The organism is Spiroplasma floricola 23-6 (assembly GCF_002813555.1).
Lineage (GTDB): Bacteria > Bacillota_I > Bacilli_A > Mycoplasmatales > Mycoplasmataceae > Spiroplasma_A > Spiroplasma_A floricola.
Genome location: NZ_CP025057.1, coordinates 941,203 through 962,356, shown reverse-complemented (window position 1 = coordinate 962,356; position 21,154 = coordinate 941,203). Strand labels below are relative to the sequence as shown.

The following is a 21,154-nucleotide window of genomic DNA, read 5'->3' as shown; positions in this document are numbered from 1 at the left end:
TACGCAAAGAAATAAATAATAAGGTGAGGAAAGAAATATGTCTACAAAATTAGAATTTAATCAAAATGCTAAGATTAAAGTAATAGGAGTTGGAGGAGGAGGTTGCAACGCTGTTAACAGAATGGTGGATGACAACGTTCAAGGCGTTGAATTTATTGTTGCAAATACTGACGCACAAGTTTTATCTGCAAGTGCTGCTTCAACTAAAATTATTTTAGGTCAGCAAGTATCAAAAGGATTAGGAGCTGGTGCAAATCCAGAAATCGGAAAACAAGCTGCTATTGAAACAGAAGAAGAAATTAAAAAAGTATTACAAGGATCAGATTTAATATTTGTTGCAGCTGGAATGGGTGGAGGAACAGGTACTGGTGCTGCTCCTGAAATAGCAAGAATTGCTATGGAAACTGGAGCTTTAGTTATTGCTATTGTTACAAAACCATTTAGATTTGAAGGAAGATTAAGAAATTCTTATGCAGTTCAAGGATTAAATGAATTAAGAAAATATGTTGATTCAATTATTGTTATTTCAAATGATAGATTATTAGAAATAATTGGGGGAATTCCAGTTCAAGACTCATTTAGAGAAGCGGATAATATTTTAAAACAAGGTGTTCAAACAATTACTGATTTAATTGCAGTTCCTGCTGTTATTAACTTAGACTTTGCTGATGTAAGAACTGTTATGAAAGGTAAAGGGAATGCTTTATTTGGAATTGGTATTGGTTCTGGAGAAGATAAGGCAATTGAAGCTGCAAATAAAGCTATTACATCATCTTTATTAGAAACTTCAATTCGTGGAGCAAAGGATGCAATTATTAATGTAACTGGGGGAAAAACTGTTTCACTAAATGATGCATATGATGCAGTTGATATTGTCCAACAAGCAAGTGGAGAAGATGTAAATATAATTTTTGGTATAGCAATTAATGAACATTTAGATGATGATTTGATTGTTACTGTTATTGCAACAGGATTTGATGATGAATATGTGCCACCAAAAATTATAAATGATAATTCATCACAAAAAACTAATGAACAGCAACATTTAGTAAGTCAACAAGGTGTTTATCAAGAAGAGCCAGTTGAAACTGTTTATGATCAAAGAACTTCATTTATGGCAAACCAAGATAAAAGACCAGAATATGTAAAACAAATGGAAGAAGAGAATAGACAAGGTCAAGAAAGATTAGTACAGTGAAATCAAGATAATGTCGATTCAGAACCTAAAATTGCTCAAAAAATTGAAGATTCACTTGAAGATGAAGATGGAGATTTTCCAACATTCTTAAGAAAAAAATGATAAAAATATTTAGTCACTTTTTCTCTAATTAAAGAAATTTTATATTTTAAATAAACATGTACTGTTTATTTTTTTTATTTTCTTTCTTATAGTGTTGAAATTGAAGTATCCTTTTGCTAATATCTATATAGGCGATGAAGGAGACCAAAAAATGAAAGTATTATTAACTACTAAAAAATTTAATAATCCGATTGCTTTTTTTGCGTTTTCTACATTGTCATTTAAAAATATGTTTTTTAAAGACAATGCGAACTTAAATAATAAAATGGCTATGTATTGCGCAAAACAACACATGGCGCAATGATCGTAATTGTTTATAGATAGACAATGTTTTAAATGATATTTACAATAAAAAACTGATTTTATTAATGATATTTAATATTTAAAAGAGTGATTTATTTTATAAACAGTTAGGATTTATTATACCTATACTTTTTAAAAATAGATTACTCTTTTTTTATTAAAAAAATTACACTCATAGTGTAATTGCCATAATAATTGAAGTTATTGTCAATACCAAGCAGACTAATAAGGTTATTTTAGAAATTCTTCTTAAAAAACCTTCCTCTTCTGATAAAGTAGTTTGATAACGTCTTCTTGCATCATTATAAAATTTTGCAACTTGTCTATTTTTGATTCAACCTATAATTAGTCAAATCAATATAGAAAGTAAAGCAAATGCTGTTATCATTCATTCAGATTTTTCTAAGCTTTTAAAAGCAAAAATCCCAATGATGAAACTAAAACCAATAAGAACTAAACTTATTAATAAAGCAATTAGATAGTCATATCATCTTAATTTCTTTGAATCCATATATTTGGTTTTTGAACCAATTGGATCTTTAGAAATTTCACTTACTTTATCTTGTACTTGTTGTGAATGAGCTTGTTTCTCATTCTCACGTAAATCTTTTAATTTTTGAAAATTACTTGTTTTATTTTTATCTTTCATAGTATCACCTTTATAGATATTATATAGGTTTTATAAGATAAAAATAAAATAGAAAGGACAACTTAAACTTATGGAAACAAAAGTTAATGGCTTAGAATCAAGCAACGATAAAAACGAAAACTCCATTTTGGAAATGTTTGATGAGATTAGTTTAACTGAAGAAGTTAAGCAAACAAAAACTAGCCATTGAGAGAGTATGAAAAGTGTATTTAGACGTTCAAATGCATCTTTTGATGAATTTATGCAAAAAAATCCACTTTTATCCTACTCTTTTAAAAGAATAATTTATGCATTTATAACACTATATATTGCAATTGCATTTGTATTTGTAATATTAAGATTTGTAACTACTGATGGTGCATATCTAGCTGATATTGATTTAGCAAAACATGGTATTGTGTATGGTAGTCCAGAATATGAAAGGCTACTAGAAAATAGAATGAAAATGTTTGGTGTATATGGGCCTATGTTTCAACAAATGCTTATTTATTTAAGAAATATTACACCATTTATACCTAAAACAATTCTTCAAAATCCCGTAATTGACGATCAAACTCAAGCTATAACAGGAGATCCAGTTACAATGTGATTTTATTTAGGAGTATTTATGAATAAAGCTAGTGGAGGTATCCCAGGAACATTTGTTCAAGATGCTTTTGCCAAATCAATTCCTATATCATTTAAAATTGGTGGAATTGGTGTTGCCTTATCGTACTTTTTAGGAGTACCATTAGGTATTTTAGCTGCTAAAAATAAAGAAAAGTCAGCTGATAATGCAATTAATGGAACGAGTTTAATTATTAGTGCCATTCCAGCATTAGTTGTAATAGCACTGTTATATAAAATGTCAATATATGTATTTGGAGCTCAAGGATCATTTGAAGGATCAAACTTCGGTACAAAAATATGACCAGTTATTGGAGTAATGTTATTAACTATGCCAATGATTATTGTAAATACTAGAAGATTTGTTTTAGACGAAATGACTGCTGATTATGCTAAATTTGCATTATCAAAAGGATTAAGTGAAAAATATGTTTTCTATGTACATATTTTTAGAAATGCAGGAGTTAGATTAATTAAAACTCTACCAGAAATATTTGTATTAACATTATTTGGATCAAGTATATTAGTTGAAAGACACTGATCAATTGATGGTATGAGTAAATTTATTCTTAACGGTGTAGCTAATAAAGATACATTTGTTGTTTTAGGATACATATTTGTATCAGCTTCAGCAGGAGTATTTTCAAGTTTAATTGGAGACTTGTTACTTGCTACATTAGATCCAAGAATAAAATTAACAAAATAGAAGGGAATTATTTATGGAACAAAAACAATATACAAATGAAGAAATGAATTCTATAGATGGTTCACTCTTCAAAATGGTTGGTGCAAAGCACGAAGAAGCAGAAAGAATTATAAACAAACCATATAGCTATTGAAAATCAGTATTTGCTAGAGTTAGCAAATCAAAAACATTTATTATTTCATTATTTTTACTAATAGCAATAATTATTATGGCTTTTTCAATTGGTATTGGTCAAGAACCTGTGCCAATTGATAGACCAGGAATTGATTTTGAAGCACCAAGCTGACAACATATATTTGGTCTAGGAAGATTTGGAGAAGATTTATGAACTAAAATGTGAATTGGAACAAGAACAACATTGATATTTACTTTCTTTGTTGCTTCAATTCAAATACTGTTGGGAATATTATTAGGTTCAATTTGAGGATTTTTCTCAAAATTAGACTTAGTATTTATTGAAATTACAAGATTTTTAACTCTTATTCCTTCACTAATTTTATGATTGATAATTATTTTCTTATTTGGAGGAACTACATCAATTCCAGTATTAATACTTGCTATATCACTTACAAGCTGAATTACTTTGGCAGCTGTTATTAGGGTTCAAATTATGCTTGTAAGAAATGCAGAATATAATATTGCATCAAGAGTATTGGGAACACCAAGTTCAAAAATCATTAGAAAAAATATTATGCCAAAAATCTTACCAATAGTTATTCAAACATCAACATTTGCAATACCAACAGCTATAGCAATTGATGCATTACTTGCATATTATAACTTTGGATTTGTAACTAACACATTAGATCAAGCATCTTTAGGATCAATATTAAATGAATTATTATCTGGATCTGATTGAGAAGTGTATCCACACTTATTAATTATTCCTGTAGTATTTGTTGGGGGAATATCATTATTATTCTTCTTAGCAGGTAAAGTATTTGCCGATTCATTAGATCCTAAAACACATAGATAGGAGATAAAAAATTATGAATAAAGAAAATAGAATTATATCTGTTCGTGATATGGAAGTTAAATTCCAAGTTAGAGGTAATTTTTTAACTGCTATTAGAAATGTTGATTTAGATTTATATGATCAAGAAATTCTCGCTATTGTAGGAGAATCTGGAAGTGGTAAATCAGTTATTACAAAAACATTTACAGGTATGCTAGAAGCAAATGGTTGAGTAAGCAATGGTTCAATAGTTTATAGACCAAATAAAGAAACACTTAACGACGAAAGTGCTTATTTTAAAGAGCCAATTGATATCGTAAACTTACAAAGTCCACTTATTTCAAAAGATGTTATTAAAAGTGTTGTTAAAATAAATAATGAAAAAATTAAAGAATTATTAAAAGAAATTAAACAATTATATAAACTAAATCCTAAATATAAAGGGAATTTAGAACAAAAAGAATTAACAAAAATTAGATTAGAAAAATATATTGAACAAGAACAAAATGAAACAATTTTATCTGGTTTAAATAAACAATTAGAAGAATTAAAAGAGGAATTAGAATCTAGCTTAATAGATGAAACTACAATTTTATCTATCAAAGAAATTAATAATAACAAATATAATTTATTATTATCAAAAAGAAAAGAACAATTAATAGCTCTTCAAGAAGATATAGGATTTAGATCAAATAATCGACATGCTAATAAAGTTATTAAAAGTGAATTAAGAATTAAAGCTATAGAAGAAACTATAAAAATAATTAACGATAATTCATATAGAGATGAATTAGTAATATTAAAACTTGAAAGTATCTTAAAATTAGAAATGGATATTAATAAAGTCAAACCGCTAAATATGAAAAGTAGAAATACTATTTCAAAAATTACTGAAATGATTGAAAAATTTATTGAATCACAAGAAGTATGAAGCGATGAGCAAAAAAAATGTGTATTAAATTATTTTTTAGATAAAAAATATTTAAATAGATTTGAAACTGAATTACAAAATATATCTTTATCAATAATTGAGAAAAATACTTTAGATAAAGATCATTTTCACAATATTTTAGTTGATTGAAAAAGAATTAAACACAATGATATTGTCAATAAAATGAAAGCTCTAAAGGAAATTAGAAAATTAAGAGGTAAAACTATATCAACTATTTTTCAAGATCCTATGACTTCATTAAACCCATTATTGCCTGTTGGTTTTCAAATCACAGAAGTATTAAGAAAGCAAATAGGATTAAACAGAAAAGAAGCAAAAGTAGAGGCTATTGAATTATTAAGAAAAGTTGGAATTCCAAATCCAGAAAAACGTTTTAAAGACATTCCAGGAAGATATTCAGGGGGAATGCGTCAAAGAGTTGTTATTGCAATTGCTCTTGCTGCAAGACCTAAAATATTAATTTGTGATGAACCAACAACAGCACTTGATGTTACAATTCAAGCTCAAATTCTGGACTTAATTAAGGAATTGCAACAAGAATATAAATTCTCAGTAGTATTCATTACCCATGATTTAGGAGTAGTTGCCAAAATTGCAGATAGAGTTGCAGTTATGTATGCAGGACAAATTATTGAAGTTGGAACAGCAAAAGAAATATTTGATGATCCAAAACACCCTTATACATGAGCGTTATTATCTTCATTACCTCAATTAGGTAAAAAAGGTGATGATTTATTCTCAATTGAAGGAACTCCTCCCTCATTATTTAATGAAATTGTGGGAGATGCATTTGCTCCAAGAAATAAATATGCATTAGAATTAGATTATATTAAACAACCACCGATGTTTAAAGTTTCTGAAACTCATTTTGCAAAAACATGATTGCTAGATTCAAGATCTCCAAAAATAGAAAAACCAAAAGTTTTAAATAACTTAAGAAAACAAATAGAAGAAGCAGAAAAGGTAGGATAAAACTATGTCAACAAATAAAGAAGTACTTTTAAACATTAGAGATTTAGTAATTGAATTTCGAAATAAAGGTAAAAAATTTAGAGCTGTTAAAGAAACTAGTTTTGATATCTACAAGGGAGAAATATTTGGTTTAGTTGGAGAATCTGGAAGTGGAAAAACTACAATTGGTAGAGCAATAGTTGGTGTACAACCTTTAAAAGACGGTGCTATCTATATGGATGATAATATCGTTGCTGGTCGTCCAACAAGTTTGTATAAATTAAATAAAGAAATTTCTAAGAAGCTAGAAAATATGTCATACAAAATGAATATAACAACGAGAGAAATTCAATCTAGAATTGATGGATTAAAAGCTCTTTATGAAAATTTTTTAGAGAATCCAAGAACTTTAAATAAAGAAGAATTAGAAAAGTATGCGAAAAGCTCTAGATTAGATTATTTAAAAGATATTTTATTAGAAAATTTAAAATATATAAATTCTATTATAAAAAATGAAGATAGAATGATTAAATTTATAGATAATTTAAATTCTTATGTACCTAAAGTTTCAAAAAAACTGGAAGGGTCAATTCTTTCAAAACTTAAAGAAACAAAAAAAGCAATTATTTCTATGAAAGATAATGCTGATGAAATTTATTTACAAATAAAAGAAATTAGAAATTATAGAGAATCAATTAATGAAGTATCAACTGATGAAGTTGAATTAGTAGTTAAAAAAATTCTAAACTTATGAAAAGTTATTACAGATAATCACAAGGAGTTTTTATCAAAACTTTCTTGAGCTAAATCATTGCAATTTCAACTAAAAGCTCTTTCTTCTCCTATGAGTAAAAGAGAAAAATATGTTAGTTATTACAACTCATTAATATATGTAAAAAGAAGTGATTTTTTTGAGGAATGTAAAAAGCAATTTGAAATGATGAAACAAGAAGGAATAGACTCATCTGATAAAGAATATAAAAAACTAGAGTATTTTATAAGAGACTTTTGATCAAAGAAAAATTTAAATTTAAATGCATGTAAAGAAATTTTAAAATTATTATCAGAAGATAAAAATCTAAATGAAAAAATTAATTTATTAATTTCAAAATTAAAAAATACTGATTTTGAAAATTCTTTAAGAGAATTAGTCTCTAATGAAAAAAATATAACTGATAAAAAATTAGATTCACTAAAAACTGAATTTGAATATATTTCAAAAATAATAAATAAAAATATTATTAAAGATAGAGAATTAATTGAAACATATTATTCTTGAAAAGGTATAGAAAATACATATACACCAGAAGAAATTGAATCATTTGTTGAATTAACAGATTTCTTAGAATTACCTTCAATTGATGAAATTATTAAAGAATCATTCTTATTTAAAGTTCAATCAAGAGAACAAAAAAGAGAAAATAGAAAAAATATACAAATGATTTTCCAAGATCCAGGTTCATCATTAAACGATAGAATGGCAATTGAAGAAATTATTGCAGAAGGTATGGAAAACTTCTCAGAACTTTACAAAAGTCAAGAAGCAAAAGAATTATATGTAAAAGAATTTAATGAAGCTAATCCAAATGAAAAAATTATATTAGATGATGCAACACCAGCTAAGGTTAAAAAACATATTATCTTAAAACTTGTTAATTCAGTTGGATTGCTTCCAGAACATTTATCAAGATATCCTCATGAATTTTCAGGAGGACAAAGACAACGTGTTGGTATTGCAAGAAGTTTAGCAATGCGACCAAAAGTTATTGTTGCAGATGAACCAATTTCTGCTTTAGATGTTTCAATCAGAGCACAAGTACTAAACTTATTTAAAAAGTTTCAAGAAGAGTTAGGTATTACATATGTTTTTGTTGCCCATGACTTATCAGTTGTTCGTCATATTGCAGATAGAATAGCTGTTATTTATCACGGGCAAATAGTTGAAATTGCACCAGCAGAAGAGTTATTTAAAAATCCTCTTCACCCATATACTAGAGCATTATTATCTGCAATTCCTATACCAGAACCAGAATTAGCTAAAAAAACAAAATTGGTTGTTTACAACCCAGAAGAAGAACATAAAGATTACATATTTGATCTACCATATTTTAAAGAAATAAAAAAAGATCATTTTGTATGAGCTAATAAGAGAGAAATTAGCGAAATTAAAAAATTATTAAAAAAATAGAACAACGAAAGGAAGAAAAAAATGTCAATATGATATAAAAAAACATTAGGACTACTTGGATTAGGGTTAGCAACAACAATGGTTTCATCTTCAGTTGTTTCTTGTGGTGTAGCTTCTTTTGATATTATTTTAAATAAAGTAGTTTCAACAGATAAATATTATATAAATTATACATTAAACGTATCTAGTTGAAATACAGCTCATTCAATGCAAGGAGAAGATTCAAGAATTTGATCTAATAGTTATGATACTTTTCTATCTACAGATCAATATGGAAGAATTTTTGGATCTCTTGCCATAAGTGAATTTGGAGAAGAAAGTTCTGGTACTAATGGAAAAGCCTTAACAGTAGGTAAATCTGAAAATGATTCTAAAAAATGAACTTATGCTTTAAGACAAATGAACTGAGTTGATAATAGTGGAAATATAGTATATGAAGATGCTGATGTTGTTAGTGGAGTTAAAAATGCAGCAAAATATGCATTAAATCCAAAAAATAACTCAGATGTTTCTGAGTTATGAGTATCTTTTATAAAAGGTGCTCAAGAAGTACAAAAACTGTATGGTGATGGAAAAACAAAAGAAGCAGAGGCACTTATTGAAAATCCAAATGAATTTGGAATTTACAGTGGACAAGATTGACAAGGTCACAAAACAATTGTTTTTGAACTTACTAAATCAGCTTCTTATTTTGAAAGTTTATTAACTTATTCAGTATTTTCACCAATACCAGATACTTATAAAACAGAAGTTAACAACTACAAAAATGCTTTATTTAATGGAGCTTACTATGCAGCTAAAGCTGATCCAAACTCAGAAATAGTTTTAAAGAAAAATAAACACTATGCTTTAAAAGATAGTGCAAACATTGAAGAATTGCACTTTAATTATTTAGATGGTGGTTCTGCTGCAAAAGAAAGAACATTATTTGAATCAGGTTCTAGTAGTTGATTTGAACTTAAATCTGATGATTTAAAAGGATGAAATAAATATATTGGAAAAGGTGAAGAGAAATATGAAAGACCAAATTTTGGTTCTGCATATGAAACTGAATCTCCAGATAAAGCTGGTTCATTTTTAGTATTTTACAACTATTATAATTCAAATATTGATAATGGTTTGTTGTCACAAAGTGAAAGAGAAAATGCTTTAACAGGTTCAAAATTATTACAATCTTCTGCTGCAAGAGCATATATTTCTACAACTTTAGATAGATCAGAAATGGCAAGATATTTTTCAAAAACAATTGATGAACCAAATCAAAATTCAAAAATGTTAAGAAATACTTATACAGGAGTTGGAGTTGCTGCTGATGAAAATGTAGTAGATTATACAAAATATATTGCAGCTCAATATGAAAGCAATATTAAAAAAGTATCTACACCATCAAGCAATGATTTAACTGCATTAGATGATGGTAAAGATCCATTTAAAAATAATTCAGAAAAATTAGTTGGTAAAACTCAAGAGCAATTAAGAGATGAAACTGTAAAATTTATAAAAGATAACAATTTAAAAACTCAAAAAGTAAAAGGTTATGATGGACAAAGAGTGATTTTAAAACTTATCTTATCTCCATCAAATAATACCTCAATGAATCCTTATATTAATTTAATGATGAAAAAATTTAATTCAATTAGTGATAATCCACTTTATATTGAAACTAAAACTTTATCATCAACTGATGAGTATAAAACAGAAGGATCAAAGGGAGCAACTGACTTATTTATGAGTGGTTGATCTCCTGACTATAAAGATCCATCTTCATTTTTAGAAACTATAACTTTAACAGGACCTTATAGAGGATATAATGGTACTTCAAGATTATTTGAATTAAAAAATAAATCAGCTGAACAGAAAAATTCTGTTATAGGTAATAATTATAAACTTAAAAATGAAAATCTTTATACAACAGAAACTAAAGGTTTATTAAAAGCTTTTGAGGATTATTCAGAGGGATATAAAGAAGTAGATACAACAAAAAATGTAGCTACAGAAAGATATGAAGGTTTTGCAAAATTAGAATATAATTTCTTTTATAAAAACTTCTTAGCTTTACCTTTATATACAAAAGCTATGCCTAAAGTTTGAACAGTTAGTCATTTAACTCCATATAAAAAATCATATGAAGCTTTTGGAACTTCTCAATATAAGCTTTATAATGTAACTATGGATGCAAAACTTAGAAGCAGAGAAGAGTATCTAGAACTATTAAAAAAATATAAAGAAGAAAAAGCAATAATTTCTTCGGATTGATCAAAAGGTAGAATAGGTGCTCATTGAGCAAAACAAACTGATATTGATGGTAAAGAAATTAATAAAAATTATAATTAATATTTAAAAAAAATCTACATATATGTAGATTTTTTTTATACTATTAAGTAAGTAAGAGGTATTAAATTATGAATGAACTTTTAATTGAAAAAATAATCTCTATTTTAAATAATAGAAATAGAAATAATTTTGATATATATAAAAATAAAGGATATATTAATTTATTAGGTTTATATCAACAAGCTATATTTGATCAAACAAATGATCAAGAAGTATTAAATTTAAATATAAAGAATTTTAAAAAAGTAGAATTCAAATCATTTGACTCAAAAAATTTAGTAGGTATTGTTCATTTAAATGAAAAAAGAAGTAAAAAATGAATTATTGCATGTCATGGTTTTGGTTCTTCAAAAGAATCATCTGCAATAGCAAGTTATTATTTTAATAAATTAGGTTACAACATTTTTGCATTTGATTTTAGAAATCATGGTGAATCAGATGATGCAATTATTACTATGGGAATAAATGAAGAAAAGGATTTAAAAAGTGCTTTAGATTATTTAAAGAAAAATTATAAAGTTAAAGAGTTAAGTTTAATTGGCTTTTCTATGGGAGCACATACACTAAATAGATTTGCTTTATCAGACAATATTAAAAAATATAATATTAAATTTGCTATTGCAGATTCACCTTATTTCGAAACAACAAAAGTTTTGAAAAAAATAATCAATTCTATTGGAGGATCATTAGTTGGAAATTTTTTAGATAAACTATTGGTTGAAGTTTATAAAGTATATAATAATAAATATAAAATAAATATAGAAGAAGATACATTAACTTATAGAATTCCATTGTGTAAAAATACATTTCCAATACTTTATTTGCACTCTAAAAAAGATATTGTAACAAACTATCAAGACAGTGAGAAATTTTATAATTTAAGAAAAGTTTTAAAAGTAAAAGATTCATTACATATTTTTCAAACGGGAGAACATATAAGAACTCAAATAGTACATACTGAAATGTATTGAAAGTTGGTTGAAAATTTTATAAAGAATAAATAAGGGGTGGCAATAATGGAAAAAAAAGAAATATGTGTATCACTAGAAAATGTTTCAAAAATTTTTAATAAGACAATTTGAGCTATAAAAAAAGTTAATCTAAAAATTTATAAAGGTGAGGGTGTAGCAATAATTGGTCCGAATCAATCTGGAAAAAGTGTTTTGGGAAGATTAATTGCAAGTCAAATAAAACAATCAGGTGGAATAGTTGAGTATAATTTTGAAAACGACAATGTTATGGCCAATATTGGTTTTCAATTTAGACAAACAACATGACCAGAGGGTTTTACAGTTAAAGAAGTTTTTAATTTATATAAAAATATCCATAATGTTAAAGACAAAAAATGATTAGATGATTTAGTTCAAGTTTTTGGTATCGAATCAAGATGAAATAAAGCACTAACTGCTTGTAATACATCTTGATTACAATTATTTTCAATTGCTTTAGGAATAATACACAAACCTCAATTACTTGTTCTTGATGAAGTTTCTTCTTCAATTGGATTAGATTTTAAGATTAAAATATTAAATTTCTTAAAAGAGTATAAAACTGAAAATGATGTAGCTTTAATTATCATTTCTCCAGATGATGCTACTTTTGAAATTCTTTGTGAAAGAGTAGTAGTTCTTGAAACAGGATTTATAATATCTGATGACTATATAACAGATTGAAATGAAACTCTTACATTTGAAAAATACTCATTAAATATAATGAATGCAATTAAACAAAATGAAATTACAGTTAAACCTGATCCACTTTTTAAACCTATACTTAAAAAATTTGAAACAAATGTTGAAAAATTTAGAGAAATTTATAATATGTTTTTAGAGAAAAATATTGCTTATGAAGATGATAACTATATTGTTGAAATAAGAAATATAGATTTTCACTTAAATGAATTACACAATATCTTAAATAGTTTGCTTTCAACGGCAATGAATAAAAAAAGTATTGATCAAGTAATTTGACATACTAAAATACTTATTAAATACTTTAAAACTGTTAAAAAGAAAATGGGTAAATTAGATCTAAAAGTAAAGTACAAAAAATCAGCAATGAGATTTTTCAAAAATACTGAAAATTTTGTAAAATATTTAGAAGAAGATTTATATAAAAGTTTTAAATCTAATAAGTATATTGCATATGCAACAGAACTTACGGCTGCTCTTTCTAGAAAAGAATTGAAACAACTATCAGCTTTAAAGAAAAAATATATACAAGAAGAAATAAAAATAATGAAATCAGAAAATAGAGCTATAAAAAGACAACAAAGACAGGCAAAAAAATTAAAATAAAACAAATATAGGAGACTAATATATGAAATCAACTAATTGAAATGTATTTAAAATTATATTTTCAATGCAAGCTTCAAATTACAAAAAAGATTTATTTGTAATTTTTTCAGGTTGAATAATAACAACACTTACTCTTTTAATTTGATTAGCTTTTAAAAATGCAGGGACAGGTGCAGATGATAAAGGACTACGAGTAGATGATTTCATTGTTGCAAGTGCTATTGGAATGAGCATTATTAGAAATTGTTTATATAATTTTGTAAAGACCTTATTTGATTTCAAATCAACATTATTTTTTGAGAAGTTATTTTCAACTAGCATTTCAAAAACTTTTGTCTTTTTTATAATAGTATTATTTAATCAAATAATGAATATATTAGTAGCAATTTTTATGTTTGCAATATCTATGATTTTTGTCGAGCAAAGAGCTTTATTGGCAAATATTAACTGACTTATATTCTTATTAGGTTTCTTTTTAATGGCAATTTCATCTAACTTATTAGCTTTAATCATTGTATTTATTATAAAAAAACTGGAATGAGCTTTAGTTATTGCGAATGTATTTTATTTTTTACCAGTGTTTTTATTAGGACTTGGTATTCCTTGAAGCTTACTTGAGAGTAATAAACCAATAATGATAATAGGTTTTTTCTTACCTCAAAGATATTTTTTAAATATAATGGCATCAGGTTGAGTTGGTGATATTCATATGGAAATAAATCAATTTGGTTATGGAGGAAATTATTGAATAGCATATATTGTTTCGTTTGCAATTATAGCTATTTTAACTATATGAATTATTTATATCTTTATTAGGAAGTTTGAATATGAAAATAAGAAATTTCATAGATATCATAGTACTATGAAGCACATGGCAATTATTTACAGTATTAAAAAAGCAAATTCAATTGAAGAATTAAATGAAATTATGAAAGTTAAAGAGCTAACCCAAGAAAATAAACAAAAAAGGAAAAATCTAAGGAGAAAGAATAAATATGGTAAAAAAGAATAATTCTATAAAATTGAATAATAACTGAAAAAGCTTTAAAGATCTATATTGATTATCTATTAAAACTTTTGTATATTCTCCTATTAATATGTTTTTAGGAGTTTTTCTAGTTATTTTTACTTTATTTATTTGATTATTTTTTAAAGGCGATAATCCTTTTCTTTTTGCATCAGCAATAGGAACACTTATTGTTAGAAATGGAGTTCAAACTTTTCACAGAACACTTGCAAATAATAAAAATACAGGTTTTGTACAAAGAATTAATAATACAGGTTTGAATGGCTTTGTTAGACCATTAGCAAATATATTGGCAAATTTTACAATAAATTTTATTATAAGTGTCTTTTTAATGTTTTTAACTTTAATTTTCTTTAAAGAGCAAAGAAATCTTTTCTCAAATGTTAATTGATGAATGTTTATAACAGGAACATTTTGTCTATGGTTGTTATCTGTTTTAATAAGTTATTCAATTTTTATATTTGTTGATTCAACAACTGTTGGGGGAATTTATGCTTCATTAATCTATATTTTTGCATATAATTTACTGGGTTGTGCATTTCCTTATGAAGTTATTGCAAGAATTAATTGATTAAATATTATTTTATATTTTTTACCTCAAAGATATATGATGAATGTAATGCAAGCTGGTTGAGTTAATGCAAAAAATCTTGTTTTTGAAGGTATTGGAGAAAATCATCTTTATAAAGTAGACTTTAGATTAGGTGGCAATCTTGCAATTCCTTATCTGATAACTTTTGGTTTTATCTTTTTACTATTATTTTTTTTAATAACATTTATAATAATTAAAGTAAGACAAACAAAAAAGGATATCTATGGAACTAGTGTTGTTATACAATTGTCAACTGATTATATTAAAGAAATTAAAAAATGTTCAGATATTGTAGAATTAAAAAAAATAAGAGAAAAACATATCAACAATCGTAAAATCAATTCGAACTATTTGAAGCAATATGATGCTAATAAAAAGTCTAAGAAAAAGGAGGAAATAAGAAATGAAAATAATTAATCTAGAAGAAAATAAATTAAACTCAACGGAAAGTTCTATACTTAAGTTGATTAATACTAATCCCGATTTTTTTTGTAGTCATTCAATTCAAGAAGTTTCAAAAGAGAGTAATGTAAGTCCTTCAACAATGACAAGAGTTTGTAAAAAATTAGGTTTTAAATCATTTAAATCAACTCAAATGTTTGTTTATGAAAAATCACGTATGCAAAGTGGTTATTATAAATTAGAAGAAAATAATACTATAGATGAAATAATTCATAATGTTAGAGGTGCTGCAATTTATACAATTAATGAAACTTTAAATAGTATCAATATTGAAGAAATTGAAGAAATCTCAAAAAAAATTTATTCTTCACAGAGAATAATAATATTTGGTTTAGAACAACAACAAATTAGCGCTAGTTCTTTTGTTTTAAATTTATCAAGAATAAATATAATAGCTCAAAATGTTTCAAATATTCACAACTATGTTCAAAGAACTATTTTCTTTGATGAGAATGATTTTGCAATTTTTATCACAAGAACTGGTTGAACTAAAGAAATAATTGAATCAATTAAATGAACTTACAATAAAAACATTCCAATCTTAGTTTTAACAGCTGATAAAGAAATTACTAAAGAACATTTAGAAAATGAAATTGATATTAATAAAATTCATATGATTGAAACTCAAACAATAAGCAATGATAAAATTAAATATCCTTCAATATCTTCAGTTCCAGGAGAAATGATTATATTTGACTTAATATTTAATATTATTGTTAGTCAAAATGAAAAATTCAGAGAGAAATTTAAAAAAACAGCTGAAATATCACTAAATTGAAACTTTGAGGGTAAATTTTAATGGAAAATTATGAATTAGAAAAAAGAATTAGATCTCTTGAAAAGGAATTAGAAAATTATAAAAAAAGAGAAGAGTATACAAAAATAGGTTTGGAAAGAACCAAAAATGTTTATGAAATTGCAAGAAAAAATGCTGAGATAATAATTGCAAAAGCAATTTCATTAGGTCAAGAATTCAAAAAAAATATTGAAGAAGTTCTTATAAATATTGAAGCTAATCCAATAGAATTTACAAAATATTTAAAGGAATTTTTAGATAAAAATGATCATTTTTTAAATAAAAAAGATGAACATATTGAAAAATATTTAGATGAAATAATAAATAATTTAAAAAAGTAATAGCATTTCTTATTAGATTTTGCTATTTTTTTAATTTATAATTATTTTAAAGGAAATGATATATATGAAAAAACTACTTTCAATATTTGCAGCAAGTTCATTTATAGTATCATCAACAACATCAACAATTGTTTCTTGCTCAATTAAATCAAAAAACTTAGACTCTCTTAATTACAATTGAGATCTTGGTCTTTTAGAAAAAGTAAATCAAGAAGAAATAATTAAAAAAATTGCTCAAGTTAATAATATTAATAAAGATAATTATAAAAGTAAGCAAAAAGATATAGAAAATTTGGCAAGTATTTTTTTTGATTATAGTTCAATTAAGCTAATTTCAGATTCAAATGATAAAAAAACTCAAACTTATTCAGCAACTGTAAGGGCTTCTAAAAACTCAAATATTATGAAAGGTAATACAACAATTACTTTTGATTCGACTCAGGATGCAGTTAAAAATGCTAAAAATCCAATCAATCAACAAGAGTCGAATTTAATGGGAACTTGATGGAATTGAGGAAATACTTATTCAATAAAAAATGATAAAGTTGCAAATTGTAAAAGAGAAAAAGTAGAGGAAAAAGAGAATTACTTTGGTTTAGGTTGAAGAGAGCCATCTTTAGAAGCAATTATTCAAGCAAAAATGGGGGAAAAAAAAGTAAATCCATATAATATTATCAATATTTCTTCATTATATACAAAAGCAGGAGAATATGAGATTGATAGTTTAAATATTAACGATTTTAATCCAAACTCTATTGAAAATAATGCAGCATATGACATAAAAAATTCACAATTCTTAATTAATAGAAAAAATAGTATTGAAGCAGGCACTTGAACTGATAATACTAAAATAATCACTTCACTTGGTGGAGCAACAGCTGATAGAATGATTTGAAAATGAAAACAAAAACAGTCTTTAAAAGATAAAATAAAAGACATTTTAACAACTTATGGTTTAGATGGACTTGACATAGCTCTTGCTGGAAAAACTTTATATGATAGAGATAGCCAAGAAACACTTTCTCAAGCTGTTAAAGAAATTATGGTTGAATATTGACTAGAAGGAAAGGACTTTTATTTGACTATTTCTTCAAAAATGGAATGACTTTATAGAGAAGCAATTGAAACAAACAAACCTACTGTAATACCTTTTATTCAATCTTTGGAAGGATGATACAAAGATATTACATTGCTTGTGTATAATATAAATAGACCAACTCACTTTTTTGTGGCACCAGAAACTTTTACAGTTGGAGATACAACAATTCAAAAAGGTGAAAAAATTAGATCAAAACTTTCACCAAGTATAGAAGATCCTGCTTATTTTTATGGAACTTTAAGAGGTTTTTTAGACCCTGAATGAAATAAAAACTCAAGATTTTATGATTTATCAAATAAAGCAATAAGAATAGGAACTGCAAGTCCCTATTCTTCAACATCAAGTGCTTTTGGGTTTAAAAATGAAAGTGATAAATTAAGTAATTTGGCAATAGCTTTACAACAGCTTCATGATAATTCAAAAGAACTAAATAAAGAATTTACAAAAAATATAGTAGGATTTAATTATTTTGGAATAAATATTGACCAAATATTTTCAAATAACTCTGCAACAGAAAATCAAAGCATAAATGAACATATAAAAAATCCTACAGCTTTTAAATATGGATCAAGTTTAGATTGATTTATTAATGAAAATATGAAACAATGATATAAAGAATAGAAATAAGACAGAATTTAAATAAGTACTTTTCACAGAGAGTTAATGGTTGGTGAGAATTAACAAAAGATTATTTAAATTATCACTTATTTAATTAGCAGAAGAAAAGTTAATTTTACTTAGTAGAACTGCTCGCAAGGATAGCGTTAACAATCTAATTAAGATGGATAAGCATATTTTTTTGTGCTTATTTAATTAGGATGGTACCGTGGTAAAACGCTCCTATTTTAGGAGCGTTTTATTTTGAAAGGAATTAACTAATATGGAAAAAAACTATAAAGATACTTTGCTTATAAATCAAACAAGTTTTGATATGAAAGCTGATTTAAAAATAAAAGAACCAGAAATTCAAAATACTTGAAAAGAAAAGAAAATATATAACAAAAAAATTGAAGCAAATAAAAATAAGCCAACTTTTATATTACATGATGGACCTCCATATGCAAATGGAAATATTCATGTAGGACATTCATTGAATAAAATCTTAAAAGATTTCATAGTTCGTTGAAAAAATCAAATTGGTTATAATTCACCTTATATTATGGGTTGAGACACTCATGGTCTTCCAATTGAAACTGCAATAACAAAAACAGGAGTAAATAGAAAAGCAATGTCTCCTGTAGAATTTAGAAATTTATGTAAAGAGTATGCATTACAACAAGTTTCAAATCAATCAGAGCAATTTAGAAGACTTGGTATTTTCACAGATTATGATTATAAATATATTACACTTACAGATGATTTTGAATTAAGTGAATTAAAATTATTTGCTAAAATGGTTGAAAAAAAATTAATTTATAGAGATTTGAAACCAATTTATTGATCACCTTCAAGTGAATCGGCATTAGCTGAAGCTGAAATTGAATATGCAGAAGTTAAATCTCCAACTATTTTTGTTGCTTGTCCAATTATTCAAAACGAAGATTTTAAAGATACTTATTTAGTAGTTTGAACAACAACACCTTGAACAATTCCTTCAAATCAATTAATTGCTTTGGGAGAAGAATTGGAATATGTTAAATTGAAGCCTGAAAATGATGAAAGATATTTCATTATTGCAAAAGATTTAGTTGAATCTGTAAGTGAACAAATTGGTTGAGAAAATGTAAAAATTCTTAAAACATTTAAAGGTACAGAATTAACAAATATAGTATATCAACACCCTTGATTTGAAAATAAAACAGGATTTACAGTAATTGGGCATCATGTTACAAGTGATGCTGGAACAGGTTTAGTTCATACTGCTGGGGGATTTGGAGAAGATGACTTTGATATTGTTACAAAAAATAATATTAAAGCTTTTGCACCAATTGATGATGAAGGAAAGTTTGATGTAACTATAAAAGACTCAAGATTAGAAGGAGTTTTTTATGAAGACGCTAATAAAATCATTGGAACTACTTTACAAGAAAAAGGTTTACTATTAAAATTAAAATTTGTAAAACATTCATATCCACATGATTGAAGAACAAAGAAACCAGTTATTTATAGAGCAACTCATCAATGATTTGTTGGCTTATCAAGTGTAAAACAAGAAATTGATAAAGTCATTGTTAAAAGTGTTCAAACAAATCCAGAGTGATCAAAAGAAAGATTAAGAAATATTATTAAAGATAGAAATGATTGAACTATCTCTCGTCAAAGACTTTGAGGTGTTCCAATTATAGCTTTTTTTGATAAAGAAAAACAACCTCAATTAACAAAAGAAATTGTTGATTTTGCAATTGAAGTAATCTCTAAAAAAGGAACAAACTCATGATTTGAATTACCAGCAGATGAATTTTTACCAAAGCAATTTAGAGGACTTGGTTGAACTAAAGAAACAGATATTCTTGATGTTTGATTTGATTCAGGAAGTTCAAATTTAGCAATGGAGCAAAATTTTAATTTACAAAGACCATTTGATGTTTATTTAGAAGGAAATGACCAATATAGAGGGTGATTTAACTCATCTATGATTAACTCTGTAATATTTGATGGAAAACCTGCTTATAAACAATTAATTACTCATGGAATGACTAATGATGAAAAAGGTAAAAAAATGTCTAAATCAATTGGAAATACAATTGATCCTTTAGAAATAGCAAATGATTTGGGAGCAGATATATTAAGACTTTGAGTCTTTTCAACAGATTTTACAGATGATCAAAGAATTGGAAAAGATATATTAAAACAAGTATCAGAATCATATAGAAAAATTAGAAATACTATTAGATTTATGTTATCTAATTTAGTTGATTTTGATCCTAAAAAAGATTATCAAAAACAACTAGCAGATGTTGATAAATTTGCATTAAACAATTTAACTTTAACAAAAACAAAATTCTTTAAAACTATGGAAAGTTACTCATTTAATAGTGGTTATAAAATAATAAATAATTATGTAGCAAATGATTTATCATCATTTTATTTAGATTTTATAAAAGATATTATCTATGTTGAAGCTGCAAATTCCACAAGAAGAAGACAAGTTCAAACAGTTATGTATGAACAACTTTGAGCATTACTTGATATGTTGAAACCAATTTTAATTCATACTGTTGAAGAAGCATATCAACATATTCAAAATATAGAAAAAGAAGCATCAATTCACTTATTAGATTTAAGAGAACAAAATTTTGTTCAATCAGAGGAATTTAACTCTAAATGACAAACTGTTTTAGATTTACGCGATGATGTTAACGAAGCTTTAGAAAAAGCAAGAAACGAAAAAATTATTAAAAAGGGATTTGAAGCAGTTATTAGTTTAGAATTAAAACAAGAATTTGATTTTATTAAAGAAATTGATGATTTACATCAAATTTTAATTGTTAATTCAATTAAATTTTTAAATTTTAAAAATGAAATAAATTCTAAGGTTGCAAATGTTAGTGTAGAATTAAAACAAGGGTTAAAATGCCAAAGATGTTGAGCTATTTTTGATGAATTAAAAGAAGATATTTGTCAAAGATGTTTCGATGTAATCAATTAAGGTGTGA

General features: G+C 25.7%; 16 protein-coding genes. 15 read left to right on the top strand and 1 reads right to left on the bottom strand.

What is annotated here, in order from left to right; all coding sequences use genetic code 4:
- Positions 1-37 precede the first annotated feature (37 nt).
- Together ftsZ and SFLOR_RS05890 are read left to right on the top strand one after the other, a co-directional pair.
- The gene (gene ftsZ, locus SFLOR_RS04255) at positions 38-1,303 is read left to right on the top strand and encodes a cell division protein FtsZ (RefSeq protein ID WP_100916838.1); all 1,266 of its coding nucleotides are present in this window, start codon (positions 38-40) and stop codon (positions 1,301-1,303) included.
- Between the two features lie 148 nt (positions 1,304-1,451).
- Positions 1,452-1,610: a hypothetical protein gene (locus SFLOR_RS05890; RefSeq protein WP_157806957.1), complete on the top strand. Its 159-nt coding sequence runs from the start codon at positions 1,452-1,454 to the stop codon at positions 1,608-1,610.
- Between the two features lie 159 nt (positions 1,611-1,769).
- Here SFLOR_RS05890 and SFLOR_RS04250 read toward each other — a convergent pair whose 3' ends face one another.
- Positions 1,770-2,252 carry a hypothetical protein gene (locus tag SFLOR_RS04250; RefSeq protein ID WP_100916837.1) on the bottom strand — a complete coding sequence of 161 codons (483 nt, stop codon included), beginning with the start codon at positions 2,250-2,252 and terminating at the stop codon, positions 1,770-1,772.
- Between the two features lie 70 nt (positions 2,253-2,322).
- Between SFLOR_RS04250 and oppB the strand changes: the two genes are divergently transcribed.
- The 13 genes from oppB (at position 2,323) to ileS (ending at position 21,147) form a co-directional block, all read left to right on the top strand.
- On the top strand, positions 2,323-3,564 hold the full coding sequence (gene oppB, locus SFLOR_RS04245) for an oligopeptide ABC transporter permease OppB (protein ID WP_100916836.1): 1,242 nt from the start codon (positions 2,323-2,325) through the stop codon (positions 3,562-3,564).
- A gap of 13 nt (positions 3,565-3,577) precedes the next feature.
- On the top strand, positions 3,578-4,540 hold the full coding sequence (gene oppC / locus SFLOR_RS04240; RefSeq protein ID WP_100916835.1) for an oligopeptide ABC transporter permease OppC: 963 nt from the start codon (positions 3,578-3,580) through the stop codon (positions 4,538-4,540).
- Positions 4,541-4,553: 13 nt separating this feature from the next.
- A complete protein-coding gene (gene oppD / locus SFLOR_RS06100; RefSeq protein ID WP_100916834.1) occupies positions 4,554-6,443 on the top strand; it encodes an oligopeptide ABC transporter ATP-binding protein OppD in 1,890 nt (629 codons plus the stop codon).
- A gap of 4 nt (positions 6,444-6,447) precedes the next feature.
- The gene (gene oppF / locus SFLOR_RS06095; protein WP_100916833.1) at positions 6,448-8,610 is read left to right on the top strand and encodes an oligopeptide ABC transporter ATP-binding protein OppF; all 2,163 of its coding nucleotides are present in this window, start codon (positions 6,448-6,450) and stop codon (positions 8,608-8,610) included.
- A 21-nt stretch (positions 8,611-8,631) separates the two neighbouring features.
- The gene (locus SFLOR_RS04225) at positions 8,632-10,944 is read left to right on the top strand and encodes an ABC transporter substrate-binding protein (protein WP_100916832.1); all 2,313 of its coding nucleotides are present in this window, start codon (positions 8,632-8,634) and stop codon (positions 10,942-10,944) included.
- A gap of 68 nt (positions 10,945-11,012) precedes the next feature.
- Positions 11,013-11,948 (top strand): alpha/beta hydrolase, encoded by a 936-nt coding sequence (locus tag SFLOR_RS04220; protein WP_100916831.1) that lies wholly within the window; start codon positions 11,013-11,015, stop codon positions 11,946-11,948.
- A gap of 12 nt (positions 11,949-11,960) precedes the next feature.
- Entirely contained in the window at positions 11,961-13,241 is a 1,281-nt protein-coding gene (locus tag SFLOR_RS04215) for an ATP-binding cassette domain-containing protein (protein ID WP_100916830.1), read from the top strand.
- A 22-nt stretch (positions 13,242-13,263) separates the two neighbouring features.
- Positions 13,264-14,253, top strand: a complete 990-nt coding sequence (locus SFLOR_RS04210; protein WP_100916829.1) for an ABC transporter permease — start codon at positions 13,264-13,266, stop codon at positions 14,251-14,253.
- Entirely contained in the window at positions 14,237-15,277 is a 1,041-nt protein-coding gene (locus SFLOR_RS04205; RefSeq protein ID WP_100916828.1) for a hypothetical protein, read from the top strand. Before SFLOR_RS04210 ends, SFLOR_RS04205 begins: the two co-directional genes overlap by 17 nt.
- Complete coding sequence (locus SFLOR_RS04200; RefSeq protein ID WP_100916827.1) at positions 15,264-16,121, top strand: MurR/RpiR family transcriptional regulator; 858 nt, start codon at positions 15,264-15,266, stop codon at positions 16,119-16,121. Before SFLOR_RS04205 ends, SFLOR_RS04200 begins: the two co-directional genes overlap by 14 nt.
- Positions 16,121-16,459 (top strand): hypothetical protein, encoded by a 339-nt coding sequence (locus SFLOR_RS04195; protein WP_100916826.1) that lies wholly within the window; start codon positions 16,121-16,123, stop codon positions 16,457-16,459. The genes SFLOR_RS04200 and SFLOR_RS04195 overlap by 1 nt, the downstream gene beginning before the upstream one ends.
- 64 nt (positions 16,460-16,523) lie before the next feature.
- The gene (locus SFLOR_RS04190; RefSeq protein ID WP_100916825.1) at positions 16,524-18,179 is read left to right on the top strand and encodes a hypothetical protein; all 1,656 of its coding nucleotides are present in this window, start codon (positions 16,524-16,526) and stop codon (positions 18,177-18,179) included.
- A 259-nt stretch (positions 18,180-18,438) separates the two neighbouring features.
- Entirely contained in the window at positions 18,439-21,147 is a 2,709-nt protein-coding gene (ileS, locus tag SFLOR_RS04185) for an isoleucine--tRNA ligase (protein ID WP_100916824.1), read from the top strand.
- Positions 21,148-21,154 lie beyond the last annotated feature (7 nt).